This is a genomic window from Pseudomonas sp. GW456-12-1-14-TSB6 (genome assembly GCF_059424205.1).
In genome coordinates, this window is the sequence record NZ_JBWKZE010000007.1 from 1 (window position 1) to 16,112 (window position 16,112).

13 protein-coding genes are annotated in these 16,112 nt (G+C 61.5%); 8 read left to right on the forward strand and 5 right to left on the reverse strand.

Annotation, left to right across the window (positions count from 1 at the left end; genetic code table 11):
* Window positions 1-96 precede the first annotated feature (96 nt).
* Window positions 97-996, reverse strand: coding sequence for a D-hexose-6-phosphate mutarotase (locus tag AC07Y2_RS08130; RefSeq protein ID WP_103385848.1), 900 nt, complete (start codon window positions 994-996; stop codon window positions 97-99).
* Between the two features lie 57 nt (window positions 997-1,053).
* Complete coding sequence (locus AC07Y2_RS08135; protein WP_003229628.1) at window positions 1,054-1,458, reverse strand: acyl-CoA thioesterase; 405 nt, start codon at window positions 1,456-1,458, stop codon at window positions 1,054-1,056.
* A gap of 377 nt (window positions 1,459-1,835) precedes the next feature.
* Between AC07Y2_RS08135 and AC07Y2_RS08140 the strand changes: the two genes are divergently transcribed.
* The 8 genes from AC07Y2_RS08140 to AC07Y2_RS08175 all read left to right on the forward strand — a co-directional run bounded on the left by AC07Y2_RS08140 (window position 1,836) and on the right by AC07Y2_RS08175 (window position 12,504).
* Complete coding sequence (locus AC07Y2_RS08140) at window positions 1,836-3,134, forward strand: MFS transporter (protein WP_064600503.1); 1,299 nt, start codon at window positions 1,836-1,838, stop codon at window positions 3,132-3,134.
* A 157-nt stretch (window positions 3,135-3,291) separates the two neighbouring features.
* The gene (locus tag AC07Y2_RS08145) at window positions 3,292-4,293 is read left to right on the forward strand and encodes a phosphate ABC transporter substrate-binding protein PstS (RefSeq protein ID WP_064600501.1); all 1,002 of its coding nucleotides are present in this window, start codon (window positions 3,292-3,294) and stop codon (window positions 4,291-4,293) included.
* A gap of 424 nt (window positions 4,294-4,717) precedes the next feature.
* The gene (locus AC07Y2_RS08150; RefSeq protein ID WP_170844920.1) at window positions 4,718-6,751 is read left to right on the forward strand and encodes an ABC transporter permease subunit; all 2,034 of its coding nucleotides are present in this window, start codon (window positions 4,718-4,720) and stop codon (window positions 6,749-6,751) included.
* 16 nt (window positions 6,752-6,767) lie between these two features.
* A complete protein-coding gene (gene pstA / locus AC07Y2_RS08155; RefSeq protein WP_011336614.1) occupies window positions 6,768-8,438 on the forward strand; it encodes a phosphate ABC transporter permease PstA in 1,671 nt (556 codons plus the stop codon).
* 93 nt (window positions 8,439-8,531) lie between these two features.
* A complete protein-coding gene (gene pstB / locus AC07Y2_RS08160; protein ID WP_007954333.1) occupies window positions 8,532-9,365 on the forward strand; it encodes a phosphate ABC transporter ATP-binding protein PstB in 834 nt (277 codons plus the stop codon).
* Window positions 9,366-9,489: 124 nt separating this feature from the next.
* The gene (gene phoU, locus AC07Y2_RS08165; RefSeq protein WP_007954334.1) at window positions 9,490-10,251 is read left to right on the forward strand and encodes a phosphate signaling complex protein PhoU; all 762 of its coding nucleotides are present in this window, start codon (window positions 9,490-9,492) and stop codon (window positions 10,249-10,251) included.
* A 177-nt stretch (window positions 10,252-10,428) separates the two neighbouring features.
* Entirely contained in the window at window positions 10,429-11,385 is a 957-nt protein-coding gene (locus AC07Y2_RS08170) for a response regulator (RefSeq protein ID WP_039765117.1), read from the forward strand.
* 222 nt (window positions 11,386-11,607) lie between these two features.
* The gene (locus AC07Y2_RS08175) at window positions 11,608-12,504 is read left to right on the forward strand and encodes a peptidoglycan DD-metalloendopeptidase family protein (RefSeq protein ID WP_039765119.1); all 897 of its coding nucleotides are present in this window, start codon (window positions 11,608-11,610) and stop codon (window positions 12,502-12,504) included.
* A 6-nt stretch (window positions 12,505-12,510) separates the two neighbouring features.
* Here the strand turns inward: AC07Y2_RS08175 and AC07Y2_RS08180 are convergent, their stop codons facing one another.
* The 3 genes from AC07Y2_RS08180 to phoB all read right to left on the reverse strand — a co-directional run bounded on the left by AC07Y2_RS08180 (window position 12,511) and on the right by phoB (window position 16,078).
* Window positions 12,511-13,851: a hemolysin family protein gene (locus AC07Y2_RS08180; protein ID WP_007954342.1), complete on the reverse strand. Its 1,341-nt coding sequence runs from the start codon at window positions 13,849-13,851 to the stop codon at window positions 12,511-12,513.
* 111 nt (window positions 13,852-13,962) lie between these two features.
* A complete protein-coding gene (phoR, locus tag AC07Y2_RS08185; RefSeq protein ID WP_219737026.1) occupies window positions 13,963-15,249 on the reverse strand; it encodes a phosphate regulon sensor histidine kinase PhoR in 1,287 nt (428 codons plus the stop codon).
* Window positions 15,250-15,388: 139 nt separating this feature from the next.
* Window positions 15,389-16,078 (reverse strand): phosphate regulon transcriptional regulator PhoB, encoded by a 690-nt coding sequence (gene phoB / locus AC07Y2_RS08190; RefSeq protein WP_007896474.1) that lies wholly within the window; start codon window positions 16,076-16,078, stop codon window positions 15,389-15,391.
* Between the last annotated feature and the right edge of the window lie 34 nt (window positions 16,079-16,112).

Genomic DNA, 16,112 nt, shown 5'->3' on the forward strand with positions numbered 1-16,112 from the left:
GCCCTCATGAAGAACCAGAGCGAATACCAACCGAATCTAAGATTGCAGGGTTCCCCTGCAACATAGAATCTCCCACATTTTGTTTTGGGGTACTGGTTACAGCGGCTTGCTGCCGACGCTGACGCCCATCGTATGGCTAGCACCTGGCGCCAAAGTCACCACGTCGTCCATCACGTTCGCCGTCTCGATGCACAGCATGCGTTGCCAGCCGTCGTTGTCCATGTCGGCCAGTGCTGCCGCGCGGTCGATCCACGGGTTCCAGATTACCGCCGTGCGCGAGCCGGTAGCCGTCAGCACAATGCGCCGCTCCCAGGCCGGGTCGACGATGCTCAATTGCGGCGGGGCGTCGAGGTAAATGCGGTCGGTTTCGCCGGCAAAGTGCAGGTCGCCTTGCTGGGTGCAGGTCTTCCAGTCGTCCAGGGTCTCGATGTAATTCAAGCCATCGACGCCGGCGACGTGCACGTTGCGCACATCGCTGACGGAAAAATACGTGTGCAACGCCTGACTGAGGCTGACGGTGTCGTTGCCACGGTTGTGGCTGGTCAGGCTGAACTGCAATTGCTCGGACGAATGCAGGGTCAGGGTCAGGTCGACCTGATGCGGCCAGCCCGGCAGTCCGCCTTCGGGGTGGGGCAGCCTGAATTCGACCTTGACGCCGTCAGCCTCTGATTCGATGCCGCCCAGCTCCCAATCCATTGCCCGCACCAGACCGTGCGCGGCGGCCGGTTGCGCACCTGTGTACATGGCCTGCACGCTCTGCGGGTTGCGTTCGAACTTGCCGAACCACGGCCAGCACACCGGCACACCGGCGCGGATGCTCTGGCCGGTCTTGAACACGGCCTTGTCGTTCAGCCAGATGATCGGCGGCTGGCCGTCCACCTGATAACTGAGGATGTGCGCGCCTTGCTGGGCCACCAGCACTTCGGCCTGACCGTGGCGGATGCGCCAGCAGTTCAGTTCATCCAGTTTCACGGCTTCAACGTTGGGCGTGTTCATGGGACAACTCTCGATCAGCAACTTGGACGACTATCGACCGTGAAACGGTCGCGAGGTTTAACGTGCGCGTGGCGGAACCGAGCGGGTGCGACCGCTGCCATCGATGGCAACGAACACGAACACCGCTTCGGTCACTTTACGCCACTCGCTGGACAGCGGGTCGTCGCTCCACACCTCGACCATCATCTGGATCGAGCTGCGGCCGATTTCCAGGGTCTGGGTATAAAAGGACAATTGCGCGCCGACAGCCACCGGCACCAGAAACGCCATGCGGTCGATGGCGACGGTCGCGACACGGCCACCGGCAACACGGCTGGCCATGGCCGTGCCGGCCAGGTCCATCTGTGCGACCAGCCAACCGCCGAAAATATCGCCGAAGCCGTTGGTTTCGCGGGGAAGTGCGGTGATTTGCAGGGCCAGGTCGCCTTGCGGGATCGGATCTTCTTGTTCGAGCTCTATCATGCCGGGGGTGCCTCTGACCCGTGACTCTTCGTTGGTGCTGCTGGTGGTAGCCGTCTTCGGGAAAAACGATTCAGCACCGAACATACTACGTTCGTCACGTTTTCCATCAGGCGCCTAAGGAGAAACTCTGCGAAACCGGCTAATCCCGAGCAAAGGCCGGGCCAACGACGTTTTCGCACAGCAACCCCCTACAAACCGGAGCAAGGTTGCGAGTATATCGGTCGGTAGACTCCGCGACGACCGTCCGGTTCTGATTTCGACCGGCAAATACGCACCTCTATGTGCTTTTTCGAACAATTTGCTATGGTGCCGAACCTGCCCGAGCCACAGCCAGCGTTGTTGTGGCGGCAGATCCGACTATAAGAGAAGACCTTGCCATGACCACAGCGCCCTCGAGCCTCGCGCAGCCCGACCAACCCGCACGACCGTTGACCCGCAATGACTACAAGACTCTGTCGCTATCGGCCCTGGGGGGCGCGCTGGAGTTTTACGATTTCATCATCTTCGTGTTCTTTGCCACCGTGGTCGGCAAATTGTTCTTCCCGGCCGACATGCCCGAGTGGCTGCGCCTGATGCAGACCTTCGGCATCTTCGCCGCCGGTTACCTCGCACGGCCGCTGGGCGGGATCGTGATGGCGCACTTCGGCGACCTGCTGGGGCGCAAGAAGATGTTCACCCTGAGCATTTTCATGATGGCCGTGCCGACCCTGATCATGGGCCTGCTGCCGACCTACGCGCAGATCGGTCTGTGGGCGCCGATCCTGCTGCTGTTGATGCGTGTCATCCAGGGCGCGGCGATTGGCGGTGAGGTGCCGGGGGCGTGGGTCTTCGTTTCCGAACACGTACCCGGCAAGCACATCGGCTACGCCTGCGGCACCCTGACCAGCGGCCTGACGGCAGGCATCCTGCTGGGATCGCTGGTCGCCACCGCGATCAACAGCCTCTATACGCCAACGGAAGTTTCCGATTACGCCTGGCGGATCCCGTTCCTGCTGGGGGGCGTGTTCGGCCTGTTCTCGGTTTACCTGCGTCGCTGGCTGCACGAAACCCCGGTGTTCGCCGAACTGCAACTGCGCAAGGCCCTGGCCGAAGAAGTGCCGCTGCGCGCCGTACTGCGTGACCATCGCGGAGCCATCGCGGTGTCGATGCTGCTGACCTGGCTGCTGTCCGCCGGCATCGTCGTGGTGATCCTGATGACCCCGACCGTGCTGCAAACGGTCTATCACTTCTCGCCGACCACCGCGCTGCAATCCAACAGCCTGGCGATCGTGTTCCTGAGCTTTGGCTGCATCATTTCCGGCGCGCTGGCGGATCGCTTTGGTGCCGGTCGCGTGTTTGTGTTCGGCTGCGCGGCTCTGCTTGCCAGCTCCTGGACGTTCTATCACAGCCTCGCCGATCACCCGAACTGGCTGTTCCCGCTGTACGCGTTGACCGGTTTCCTGGTCGGCACCATTGGCGCGGTGCCTTATGTGATGGTGAAGGCTTTCCCGCCGGTGGTGCGCTTCAGCGGTCTGTCCTTCTCTTATAACGTCGCTTACGCCATCTTCGGCGGCCTGACGCCGATGGTGGTCAGCCTGCTGCTTAAAGAAAGCGCGATGGGGCCTGCCTACTACGTGGCGGTGTTATGCGGGATGGGGATCCTGGTCGGCGCCTGGCTGTGGAGCAAGGGTCGCTAAGCCACCTCACACTGATCGTTCCCACGCGAAGCGTGGGAACGATCTGTCACGACATGCTGGCCTTTCATCCAATTGTCATATTTCAGCCATAGAGTGTTCACACGGCCTGCTGATACTTGGCCCCGACTTAACACACCCTATCTGCTAGGAGTAAGGCATGAAACTGAAGCGTTTGATGGCGGCAATGACTTTTGTCGCTGCTGGCGTTGCGACTGCCAACGCGGTTGCCGCTGTTGACCCTGCTATCCCGAGCTACACCAAGACCACTGGTGTGTCGGGCAACCTGTCCAGCGTCGGTTCCGATACCCTGGCCAACCTCATGACCCTCTGGGCCGAGAACTACAAAAAAGAATACCCGAACGTAAACATCCAGATTCAGGCCGCTGGCTCCGCCACTGCGCCACCTGCGCTGACTGAAGGCACCTCCAACCTGGGCCCGATGAGCCGCAAGATGAAGGACACCGAACTGGCGGCCTTCGAACAGAAATACGGCTACAAGCCAACCGCTATCCCGGTTGCCGTGGACGCCCTGGCTGTCTTCGTGCACAAGGACAACCCGATCCAGCACCTGACCATGGAACAGGTTGACGCGATCTTCTCGTCCACCCGCCTGTGCGGCGCCAAAGCCGACGTGAAAACCTGGGGCGACCTGGGCGTGACCGGCGACCTGGCCAACAAGCCGGTTCAACTGTTCGGCCGCAACTCGGTATCCGGCACCTACGGCTACTTCAAGGAAGAAGCCCTGTGCAAAGGCGACTACAAGCCTAACGTCAACGAACAACCAGGCTCGGCTTCGGTCGTGCAGTCGATCAGCTCCTCGCTGAACGGCATCGGTTACTCGGGCATCGGCTACAAGACCGCCAGCGTGAAAACCGTGGCCCTGGCCAAGAAAGGCAGCTCGGACTTCATCGAAGACACCGAAGAAAACGCCCTGAACGGCAAGTACCCGCTGTCGCGTTTCCTGTACGTATACGTCAACAAAGCCCCGAACAAGCCTCTGGCCCCGCTGGAAGCCGAGTTCGTGAAACTGGTTCTGTCGAAACAGGGCCAGGAAGTGGTCGTGAAAGACGGCTACATCCCTCTGCCAGCCAAGGTTGCTGCAAAAGCACTGGCTGACCTGGGTCTGCAGGAAGGCGGCGCTGAAGTCGCAAAAAAGTAACAAACTGAGTCAGGGGTGAACCCCGCCTGACTCACGTGTGGGGCCCGGCCCGCAAGCGGCCCGGCCCCCACACTCCCCGAATTCTTCTATCCACTGCCAGTGCCCTGCTGGCGGCGGATTTGGTGCGTCACTGCATTGTCATCTTTCTGTCATACAGGATCGCTAGGGTGTGCGCATGAATGATCTGGCCAATTCCAAAATGACTACGAACCCTCCCAAGCGCATTGACTTCAATACGCCTGAGTTGCAACGCAAGCGCCGCATTCGCGCGCTCAAGGATCGCTTCACTCGCTGGTACGTCCTCGTCGGCGGTCTGGCGGTACTGGCAGCCATCACCCTGATCTTCTTCTTCCTCGCCTACGTGGTCGCGCCGCTGTTCAAAGGTGCTGACCTGACCGCGAAAGATGCACTCACCCCGGCCTGGATGCAGGACGCCGGCAAGCCGCTGATGATTTCGCTCGAAGAGCAGAATCAGGTGGCCATGCGCGTTTCCGACAAGGGCCAGGCGCTGTTCTTCGACATCGACAGTGGCGCTGAACTGAAGCGCGTCGATCTGCCCCTGCCGGCAGGCGCCAGTGTGACCTCCATCGGCGAAGACCAGCCGGGCCACCCGCTGGTGGCCGTGGGCCTGTCCAACGGCCAGGCGCTGGTGTTCCGTCACACTTATAAAGTCAGCTACCCGGATGGCAAGAAGACCATCACCCCGGCCATTGAGTACCCGTACGGCGAGACACCGATCGCGCTGAACGAAAGTGGCGGTGCGCTGGAGCACGTCAGCCTCAATGCCACCGATTCGACCCTGATGCTGGTCGGCTCCACCGGTTCGCAACTGAATGTGCTGTCGCTGACCAGCGAAGAAAACATGATGACCGGCGAAGTCACCAACGAGCAGAAGCGTATCGATCTGCCGCAGATGACCGAGCCCGTAAAAAACATCTTCGTCGACCCTCGCCAGCAGTGGCTGTACGTGGTCAACGGGCGTGCCCAGGCCGATGTGTTCAGCCTGCGCGACAAGAGCCTCAACGGTCGCTACAAGCTGCTGGAAAACGCTGACGCTGAAGTCACTGCGACTACGCAACTGGTCGGTGGTATCTCACTGATCGTCGGTGACTCCAAAGGCGGCCTGGCCCAGTGGTTCATGGCCCGCGACACCGACGGCGAGCTGCGCTTGAAGCAGATCCGCACCTTCCAGATGGGCACCACGCCGATCGTGGAAATCTCCGCCGAAGAACGTCGCAAGGGCTTCCTGGCCCTGGATGCCAGCGGCAAGCTCGGCGTGTTCCACAGCACCGCGCACCGCACCTTGCTGGTCGATCAAGTCGTCGAAGGCCAGGGCCTGTTCGGCCTGTCGCCGCGCGCCAACCGCGTGATCGTCGAAGCCGGCGGCAAGCTGCAACCGTTGCTGCTCGACAACCCGCACCCGGAAGTGTCGTGGAGCGCACTGTGGAGCAAGGTCTGGTACGAGAACTACGACGAGCCTAAATACGTCTGGCAATCGACTGCTGCCAACACCGATTTCGAACCGAAACTGAGCCTGTCGCCACTGACCTTCGGCACCCTGAAAGCCGCGTTCTACGCGATGCTGCTGGCTGCACCGCTGGCCGTCGCCGCTGCGATCTACACCGCGTACTTCATGGCCCCGGGCATGCGCCGCAAGGTCAAACCGGTGATCGAGCTGATGGAAGCGATGCCGACGGTGATCCTCGGTTTCTTCGCCGGTCTGTTCCTCGCACCGTATGTAGAAGGGCATCTGCCGGGCATCTTCAGCCTGCTGATGCTGCTGCCGATCGGCATTCTGATCGCCGGTTTCACCTTCAGCCGTCTGCCTGAATCGATCCGCCTGAAAGTCCCGGACGGCTGGGAAAGTGCACTGCTGATTCCGGTGATCCTGTTCGTGGGCTGGCTGTCGCTGTACATGAGCCCGTTCATGGAGAACTGGTTCTTCGGCGGTGACATGCGCATGTGGATCTCTCACGACCTGGGCATCACCTACGACCAGCGCAACGCTCTGGTGGTCGGTCTGGCCATGGGGTTTGCGGTGATCCCGAACATCTACTCGATCGCCGAAGACGCCGTGTTCAGCGTGCCGCGCGGCCTGACCCTGGGCTCGCTGGCCCTCGGTGCCACGCCGTGGCAGACCATGACTCGCGTGGTGATCCTGACTGCCAGCCCGGGCATCTTCTCGGCGCTGATGATCGGCATGGGCCGTGCGGTCGGTGAAACCATGATCGTGCTGATGGCCACCGGCAACACCCCGGTCATGGAAATGAACCTGTTCGAAGGCCTGCGCACCCTGGCCGCCAACGTCGCGGTGGAAATGCCGGAGTCGGAAGTCGGCGGCAGCCACTACCGCGTGCTGTTCCTCTCGGCGCTGGTGCTGCTGTTGTTCACCTTCGTCATGAACACCCTCGCGGAACTGATTCGTCAGCGTCTGCGCAAGAAATACTCGTCGCTTTAAGCAAAGGTAGAAGTCTGTGAAACAGAACTCCCTGAAAGGATGGTTCAAGAGCGGCGCCCCGGGCGTCTGGATCAGCGGCGGCGCGGTGTCCATCGCGGTCATCATGACCATTGGCCTGCTGGCGGTGATCGCCGTGCGCGGTCTGGGTCACTTCTGGCCGGCGGATCTGATCCACGCCAGCTATGACGTACCGGGCCAAGGTCAGCATCTGGTCGTGGGCGAGGTGGTGCAGAAAGAAGAAGTGCCGCGCGCCCGTCTGAAGAGCGCCGGCCTGCCGGTGCCGGACGAAGGTCCGGAATTCATGACCCGCGAGCTGATCAAGGTCGGCAACCGTGACCTGAACGGCAACGACTTCACCTGGATCGTCGGCGAGTGGCTGACCGACCAGAAGAATCCTCCGGAGCTGATGGCGCTGGAGCGTCGTGAGTGGGGCAACTTCTACGGCTACCTGGTCAACGTCAAACAGGACGGCAAGGTGATCGCCGAAGGCGAAGCCGCCTGGCCTGAGCTGCAAGCGCGGATCGATCGCGTGAACAAACTTGCCGCCCAGCTCAAGACTCTGGAAAAAGTCGATATCGGTGCGATCAACGCCGGCCTCGAGCGCATCCGTCTGCACGGTCGCAAGCTGGAACTGGAAGGCAAGCTCGACGCCACCGCGCAAGCGGACATGGAATCCGAGCGCGCCGAGCTGAACGCCCGCTATCAGGACATCGAAGCCCGTCTGGCCGACCTGCACGCCCAGTTCAACCGTGACGCTTTGACCGCTCGTGATGCGAACGGCAAGGAAATCGAAATCGGCCTGGGTAAAGTGGTTCACGCCTACCAGCCGAACGCGATGGGGACGTTCACCAAGATCGGTTTCTACTTCAGCAAGGTCTGGGAATTCCTGTCCGACGACCCGCGTGAAGCGAACACCGAAGGCGGGATTTTCCCGGCGATCTTCGGCACCGTGATGATGACCCTGATCATGGCGATGATCGTGACCCCGTTCGGCGTGTTGGCGGCGGTGTACCTGCGTGAATACGCCAAGCAGAACACCCTGACCCGGGTGATCCGGATCGCGGTGAACAACCTGGCGGGTGTTCCGGCGATTGTTTACGGCGTGTTCGGTCTGGGCTTCTTCGTCTACGTGCTCGGTGGCTCGCTCGACCGTCTGTTCTTCCCTGAAGCGCTGCCGGCACCGACCTTCGGTACCCCGGGTCTGCTCTGGGCTTCGTTGACCCTGGCGCTGCTGGCGGTGCCGGTGGTGATCGTGGCGACCGAAGAAGGTCTGGCGCGTATCCCGCGCACCGTGCGTGAAGGCTCGCTGGCCCTCGGCGCGACCAAGGCTGAAACCCTGTGGAAGATCGTTCTGCCGATGGCCAGTCCGGCCATGATGACCGGCATGATCCTCGCCGTGGCTCGCGCCGCCGGTGAAGTGGCGCCGCTGATGCTGGTGGGTGTGGTGAAACTGGCGCCGTCGCTGCCGGTGGACGGCAACTACCCGTACCTGCACCTGGATCAGAAGATCATGCACCTGGGCTTCCACATCTACGACGTCGGCTTCCAGAGCCCGAACGTCGAGGCCGCGCGGCCTCTGGTGTACGCCACGGCGCTGTTGCTGGTGCTGGTGATCGCCACCCTGAACCTGTCGGCGGTGTACATCCGTAACCACCTGCGCGAGAAGTACAAAGCTCTAGACAGCTAAAGCCATTAGCCACAAGCGGCAAGCTACAAGCCGCTTTTGCTCAAACTTGCAGCTTGCAGCTAGAAGCTTGCAGCTACGAACGGAGTGAGACCCATGCAGCACGAAACACATACCCACGGCATCAACATGTCTGCCCTGGGCCGCGACAAGCAGAGCCTGAACCTCGAGCAGGAAACCGTGGCCATCGAAGTGCCGGGCCTGAGCCTCTACTACGGCGAGAAACAGGCGCTGTTCGACGTCAGCATGAACATCCCGAAACAGCGCGTGACCGCCTTCATCGGCCCGTCCGGCTGCGGCAAGTCCACGCTGCTGCGTACCTTCAACCGCATGAACGACCTGGTGGACGGCTGCCGTGTCGAAGGCGCGATCAACCTGTATGGCAACAATATTTACCGCAAGGGCGAAGACGTGGCTGAGCTGCGTCGCCGGGTCGGCATGGTGTTCCAGAAGCCTAACCCGTTCCCGAAGACCATCTACGAAAACGTGGTCTACGGCCTGCGCATCCAGGGCATCAACAAGAAGCGCATCCTCGACGAAGCCGTCGAGTGGGCGTTGAAAGGCGCGGCCCTGTGGGACGAAGTGAAAGACCGTCTGCATGACTCGGCCCTCGGCCTGTCCGGTGGTCAGCAACAGCGTCTGGTGATCGCCCGCACCATCGCCGTGGAACCGGAAGTGCTGCTGCTCGACGAACCGTGCTCGGCACTTGACCCGATCTCGACCCTGAAAGTCGAAGAGCTGATCTACGAGCTCAAATCCAAGTTCACCATCGTCATCGTTACCCACAACATGCAACAGGCGGCGCGGGTGTCCGACTACACGGCGTTCATGTACATGGGCAAACTGGTGGAATTCGGCGACACCGATACCCTGTTCACCAATCCGGCCAAGAAGCAGACCGAAGATTACATCACAGGGCGATACGGCTAGCCGTACAGCTGCAAGCGGCAAGCTTCAAGCGGCAAGTTAGAAGCGATGCGGCAGGGAACACCACATAACAGCTTGCAGCTCGTAGCTTGCAGCTCTTGGTTAAACGCTTTTTCGGAGCGAACGCATGATTTCCAAAGAAGGCCTCACTCATCACATTTCCGCGCAGTTCAACGCCGAACTGGAAGAAGTGCGCAGCCACCTGCTGGCCATGGGCGGGCTGGTCGAGAAGCAGGTCAACGACGCGGTCACCGCGCTGATCGAGGCCGACTCGGGCCTGGCCCAGCAAGTGCGCGAGATCGACGACCAGATCAACCAGATGGAACGCAACATCGACGAAGAATGCCTGCGCATTCTGGCCCGTCGTCAGCCGGCGGCCTCCGACCTGCGTCTGATCATCAGCATCTCCAAGTCGGTGATCGACCTGGAGCGTATCGGCGACGAAGCGACCAAGATCGCCCGCCGTGCGATCCAGTTGTGCGAAGAAGGCGAAGCGCCGCGCGGTTACGTCGAGGTTCGCCACATCGGCGACCAGGTGCGCAACATGGTCCGCGATGCGCTGGACGCCTTTGCACGCTTCGACGCCGACCTGGCGTTGTCGGTGGCGCAGTACGACAAGATCATCGACCGCGAATACAAGACCGCCCTGCGCGAGCTGGCGACCTACATGATGGAAGACCCACGCTCTATCTCGCGGGTCTTGAGCATTATCTGGGTGCTGCGTTCGCTGGAGCGGATCGGCGACCACGCGCGCAACATCTCGGAGCTTGTGATTTATCTGGTGCGCGGCACCGATGTGCGGCACATGGGCCTCAAGCGCATGAAGGAAGAAGTTGAAGGGACAAGTGGCGAAACCGCTAATGTTCCGGGCGATGCTGACGATAAGTAAGATTGCCTGAGAAAAGCGCCCGGCCCTTTGGCCGGGCGTTTTTGTTTCTGCTTCTCATAGGCAGAACCGAAATAAAAAGCAGCACCCGCGAACGAAAAGTCCCGGCGTGACTGAAGAGTTTTGGCAATGTGCCATCAGCCAGCGTTATGCTTGCCGGGATTTTAATAGGGGTGTTGGATGAGCAAGATCAGTGTGTTGGTCGTGGACGATGCATCGTTCATTCGTGACCTGGTGAAAAAGTGCCTGCGTAATTACTTCCCGGGGATCCGCACCGAGGACGCCATCAATGGCAAGAAGGCTCAGGCCATGCTGGCCAAGGAAGCCTTCGACCTGGTGCTGTGCGACTGGGAAATGCCGGAAATGTCCGGTCTCGAACTGCTGACCTGGTGCCGTGAGCAGGACAACCTCAAGACCATGCCATTCATCATGGTCACCAGCCGGGGCGACAAGGAAAACGTCGTGCAGGCGATCCAGGCCGGTGTCACCGGTTACGTCAGCAAGCCGTTCACCAACGAGCAACTGCTGACCAAGGTCAAGCAGGCCCTGAACAAGGTCGGCAAACTCGACACCCTGATGAACAGCGCCCCGACCAAGATGAACTCGGCGTTCGGCAACGACTCCCTGAGCGCGTTGACCGGTGGCAAGGCTGCCGTGGTTGGTTCTCCACCGACGGCTGCGGCAGTGAATCCGTTTGCCAAGCCTGCCGCTGCGGCCCCGGCACCTGCCGCCGCGCCACAGCGTGGCCTGCTCAACAGCCCGCCTGTGAAAGCCCCGGCAGCCTCCAGCGCTCCGGCCGGCGGTCGCGGTCAGGGTCAACTGCGCCTGCCAAGCGGCACCCAGCAATGCGTGATCAAGGCCCTGAGCATCAAGGAAGCGCTGCTGGTGGTGAAACGCACCGACACCCTGCCGCAGATCCTCGACAGCGCCGTGCTCGATCTGGAGCAGGGCGACAACGCCGAAATCGCCCGTCTCAACGGCTACCTGCACGCCGTCGTTGCCCACGAACCGAAACCCGACAGCGACTGGCTGCAACTGACCTTCCGCTTCGTCGACCAGGACGCGCAGAAGCTCGACTACATCTCCCGCCTGATCGCCCGCGGCACGGCGCAGAAGCACTTCGTTCCGGGCGCGTAAGCGTCGTTTTACGCTGATCGTTCCCACGCTCCGCGTGGGAATGCCTCAAGGGACGCTCTGCGTCCTCACGCATGGGACGCAGAGCGTCCCGGGCTGCGTCCCCACGCAGAGCGTGGGGACGATCATCTCCTGCACCTGCCATTTTGAAACATCTGTCGACTAGCCTGGTCTGCTTCAGCTGCTAGGCTCATTCCCAGGCCTTACTCGACAGAACTTTTGCCCATGCCCCTGCGCCTGCTGTTTTTCTGTGGTCTGTTCATGGCCTCCACCTCGACGGTGGCCATGACGATCTACAAATCCACCGATGCCAACGGAGTGGTTTCGTACAGCGACCGTCCGAGCAAAGGCTCCCAGGTGTTCGTGTTTCAGGACCGGATGGTCGAGCGCCTGGAGCGCCAGGTCTATCTCGACATCAAGAAGCAGAAGGGCGCGGACGTGGTGTTCGTGCGCAACGACCTGTATGCGCCGGTCGAGGTTGCCCTGGCGTTTACCGGGATGAGCAACGTGCGCGGCGCACCGGCGCAAACGATTCGCCGGGTGCTGCCGGCGCGCAGCAATACGCGGCTGGCGTTGCTGACGCCGGTATCCGGTGGCAAACCGCTGGTGTACACGCCGATGTTCCAGTATTCCCTCGGCGACCCGGCTGGCGCGGCTCAGGGCTATCGCTATCCGTTTCCATGGCGTGGCGGGCCGTTCCGCCTGAGCCAGGGCGCCAATGGCGATTACAGCCACTTCGGGCCGAAGAACAAATATGCGATGGACATCGCCATGCCGGTCGGCACGCCGATCATCGCGGCGCGCGCCGGGGTGGTGGTGAAGACCGAGAATTCCCAGAACGGACGCGGCACGGATCCGTCCGGCAACTTCGTGCGGATCCTGCACGACGACGGCACGATGGGCGTGTACCTGCATCTCAAACAAGGGTCGGTGAGTGTGCGCGAGGGGCAGCGAGTGGCGGTGGGCAGTCCGCTGGCGCTGTCCGGCAACACCGGCAACAGCAGCGGCCCGCACCTGCACTTCGTGGTGCAGCGCAATACCGGGATGGGGCTGGTGTCGATTCCGTATCAGTTCAACCGGCCGCTGGGGGCGTTGCCCAACTTTGCGCTGGGCAAGCAGTAAACCCCGTCAGTCGAGCATCAGCACCTTGGCCAGAATGATCTTCGGACCTTTCATCTTTTTGATGATGATCCGCAGGCCTTCGACTTCCAGCACTTCTTCCTCTTCCGGCACCCGTTTCAGGGTTTCGTAGATCAGCCCGGCGAGGGTTTCGGCTTCGATGTGATCCAGGTCGATCCCCAGCAGGCGCTCGACCTTGAACAGCGGCGTATCGCCCCGCACCAGCAACTTGCCCGGCTGGTAGGCGAGGATGCCGCGCTCGGCCTTGCGGTGTTCGTCCTGGATGTCGCCGACCAGCACTTCCAGCACGTCTTCCATGGTCAGGTAGCCGATGATGTTGCCGTCGGCCTCTTCGACCACAGCGAAGTGCGAGCCGCCCTTGCGGAACTGTTCCAGCAGCTGCGACAGCGGCATGTGCCGCGACACGCGCTCCAGTGGGCGGGTCAGTTCGGCGAGGTTGAACGACTCGGGAATGTGATCCAGCGCCGCCAGCTCCAGCAGCAGATCCTTGATGTGCAGCAGGCCGACGAACTCCTTGCGCTCGCTGTCGTACACCGGATAACGGCTGAACTTGTGGCGACGGAACATCGCCAGGATTTCTTTCAGCGGGGCGTTGAATTCGAGGGTGATCAGGTCTTCCCGGGAGTTGGCCCAGTCGACTACTTCCAGTTCGCCCATTTCCACCGCCGAGGCCAGCACGCGCATGCCCTGGTCGCTCGGGTCCTGACCACGGCTGGAGTGCAGGATCAGTTTCAGTTCTTCACGGCTGTAATGGTGCTCGTGATGCGGGCCGGGTTCACCTTGTCCTGCAATGCGCAGGATGGTGTTGGCGCTGGCGTTGAGCAGGTAGATCGCCGGGTACATGGCCCAGTAGAACAGGTACAGCGGCACCGCCGTCCACAGCGACAGCAGCTCGGGTTTGCGGATCGCCCAGGATTTGGGTGCGAGCTCGCCGACCACGATGTGCAGGTACGAAATGATGAAGAACGCAGTGAAGAACGAGATGCCTTTGACGACTTCCGCCGACTGCACGCCGACCGCGCTCAGCAGCGGTTCGAGAATGTGCGCGAACGCCGGCTCGCCGACCCAGCCCAGGCCGAGGGAGGCGAGGGTGATACCGAGCTGGCACGCCGAGAGGTAAGCATCGAGCTGACTGTGCACCGTGCGCAGGATGTGCCCGCGCCAGCCGTGCTGTTCAGCGATGGCTTCGACCCGGGTCGAGCGCAGTTTGACCATGGCGAATTCCGCCGCAACGAAGAAGCCGTTGAGCAGAACCAGGATCAGAGCGAAAAGAATCATGCCGAAATCGGCGAATATTGTTGCGAGGGACAAGCCAGGGGAAGGGTCCATGATGGAGTTTTGCGGGTTCCGTGTGATTCGAAAGAAAGAAAAATCCGCACCTGAAAGGCAGGCGCAAGTCAGCCAATGTAGCGGCTGACCCGGCGATTGCCTAGTCCGGCATTACTCAGTGGCGCTGACGGCCCGTGCCTGAGCGACCTGGGCCGGGGCGAAATGGCAGGTGAAGGTGCTGCCATGACCGGGCACGCTGCTGATCTCCATCCGGGCGCGATGGCGCAGCAGCACGTGTTTGACGATGGCCAGGCCCAGGCCCGTGCCGCCGGTGTTGGAGTTGCGGCTGGAGTCGACGCGGTAGAAGCGTTCGGTCAGGCGCGGCAGGTGTTTGCTGTCGATGCCGATCCCGGAATCCTGCACGCTGAGGTGTGCGCCTTGATCGTCGCCCCACCAGCGGATGCGGATATTGCCTTCGGCCGGGGTGTATTTGACCGCGTTGAACACCAGATTGGAAAACGCACTGCGCAGTTCCGCCTCGCTGCCCTTGAGCAGAATGCTGGTATCGGCTTCCAGGGTGATTTTCTGATTCTTCGATCCTGACAGCTGCTGCGCGTCGCTCTTGATCGACTGCAACAGGGTGTCGATGTGCACCGGCTGGTTGTCCGACGGGTAGTCGGTGGCTTCCAGTTTGGCCAGCAGCAGTAAATCGTTGAGCAGGGTCTGCATGCGTCCGCCCTGTTGCTGCATCTGCTGCAGGGCACGGCTCCAGCGCGGGTTCACTTCCTCGACGTTGTCGAGCAGGGTTTCCAGGTAGCCGCAGATCACCGTCAGTGGGGTGCGCAGCTCATGGGAGACGTTGGCGATGAAGTCCTTGCGCATCTGTTCCAACTGATGGATGCGGGTGACGTCGCGGACCAGCATCAGGTGCTCGTTGTTGCCGTACCGCGTGAGGTACAGCTGGATGCGTACGCGATCGTTGGTCGGCGAAGGGATTTCCAGCGGCTCGGCGTAGCTTTCCTGCTCGAAGTATTCCTTGAAACGCGGATGGCGGACCAGGTTGGTTACCGGTTGGCCGCTGTCCTGCGGGGTCTTGAGGCCGAGCAGGGTTTCGGCGGCGCGGTTCCACCATTCCAGATTGCCATCGCTGTCGAGCATGATCACCGCGTCTTTCAGCGCAGCGGTGGACTCCTGAACGCGGTCGATCACCGCTTGCAGGCGTCCGCGTACCCGTTGGTCGCGGCGTTGCAGGTGGTAGATGCTGTCGAACACCTCGCCCCACAGGCCGTAGCCGTCGGGCGGTGCTTCATCGGGTTGGTGCAGGCGCAGCCATTCGTGCAGGCGCAGCAGTTGCTTGAGCGTCCAGGCCAGATACAGGCCCAGTCCCGCCGCCAGACTCCAGCCGTAGTAGCCGGTGATCAGGCCGATCACCAGGCAGCCGGTGACCAGCAACAGCATGTGGCGAATCAGGGTGCCATGCCAGTTTTGGTTCACGGAACGTCCTTAAACGCAGCGTCGAGTGTCGAGCTGCAAGCTTCAAGCTAAAGCGGATCGGCTTTTACTTGCCGCTTGTAGCTAGAAGCTTGCAGCTGCCTATTTATGCTTTGGTGGAGAACCGGTAGCCGGTGCCGCGCACGGTTTGTACCAGATTTTCGTAGGCGTCGCCGAGGGCCTTGCGCAGGCGCCGGATGTGCACGTCGACGGTGCGCTCTTCAACATAGACGTTGCCGCCCCAGACCTGGTCCAGCAACTGGCCACGGGTGTAGGCGCGTTCCTGGTGGGTCATGAAGAATTGCAGCAGGCGGTATTCGGTCGGGCCCATCTCGGCAGGTTTGCCGTCGATGGTCACGCGGTGGCTGATCGGGTCGAGCAGCAGGCCGCCGACTTCGATCGGCGCTTCGCCATCGGTCGGGCCGGCGCGACGCAGCACGGCCTTGAGGCGTGCCACCAGTTCACGTGGGGAAAACGGTTTGGTGATGTAGTCGTCGGCGCCGACTTCCAGACCCTGGATCTTGTTGTCCTCTTCGCCCTTGGCGGTGAGCATGATGATCGGGATGTCCCCGGTCAGTTCGTCACGCTTGAGGCGGCGGGCCAGCTCGATGCCGGAAGTGCCGGGCAGCATCCAGTCGAGCAGGATCAGGTCCGGTTTGCGGTCGACGATGATGGCGTGGGCCTGCTGCGAGTTCTCTGCCTCGAGGCAGTCATAGCCGGCCATTTCCAACGCAACGGCGATCATTTCGCGAATGGGCGCTTCGTCGTCGACGATCAGAATGCTCCTGCCAACCATGCCTTAATCCTCTTGTCATTTAACTGTCTTGCGC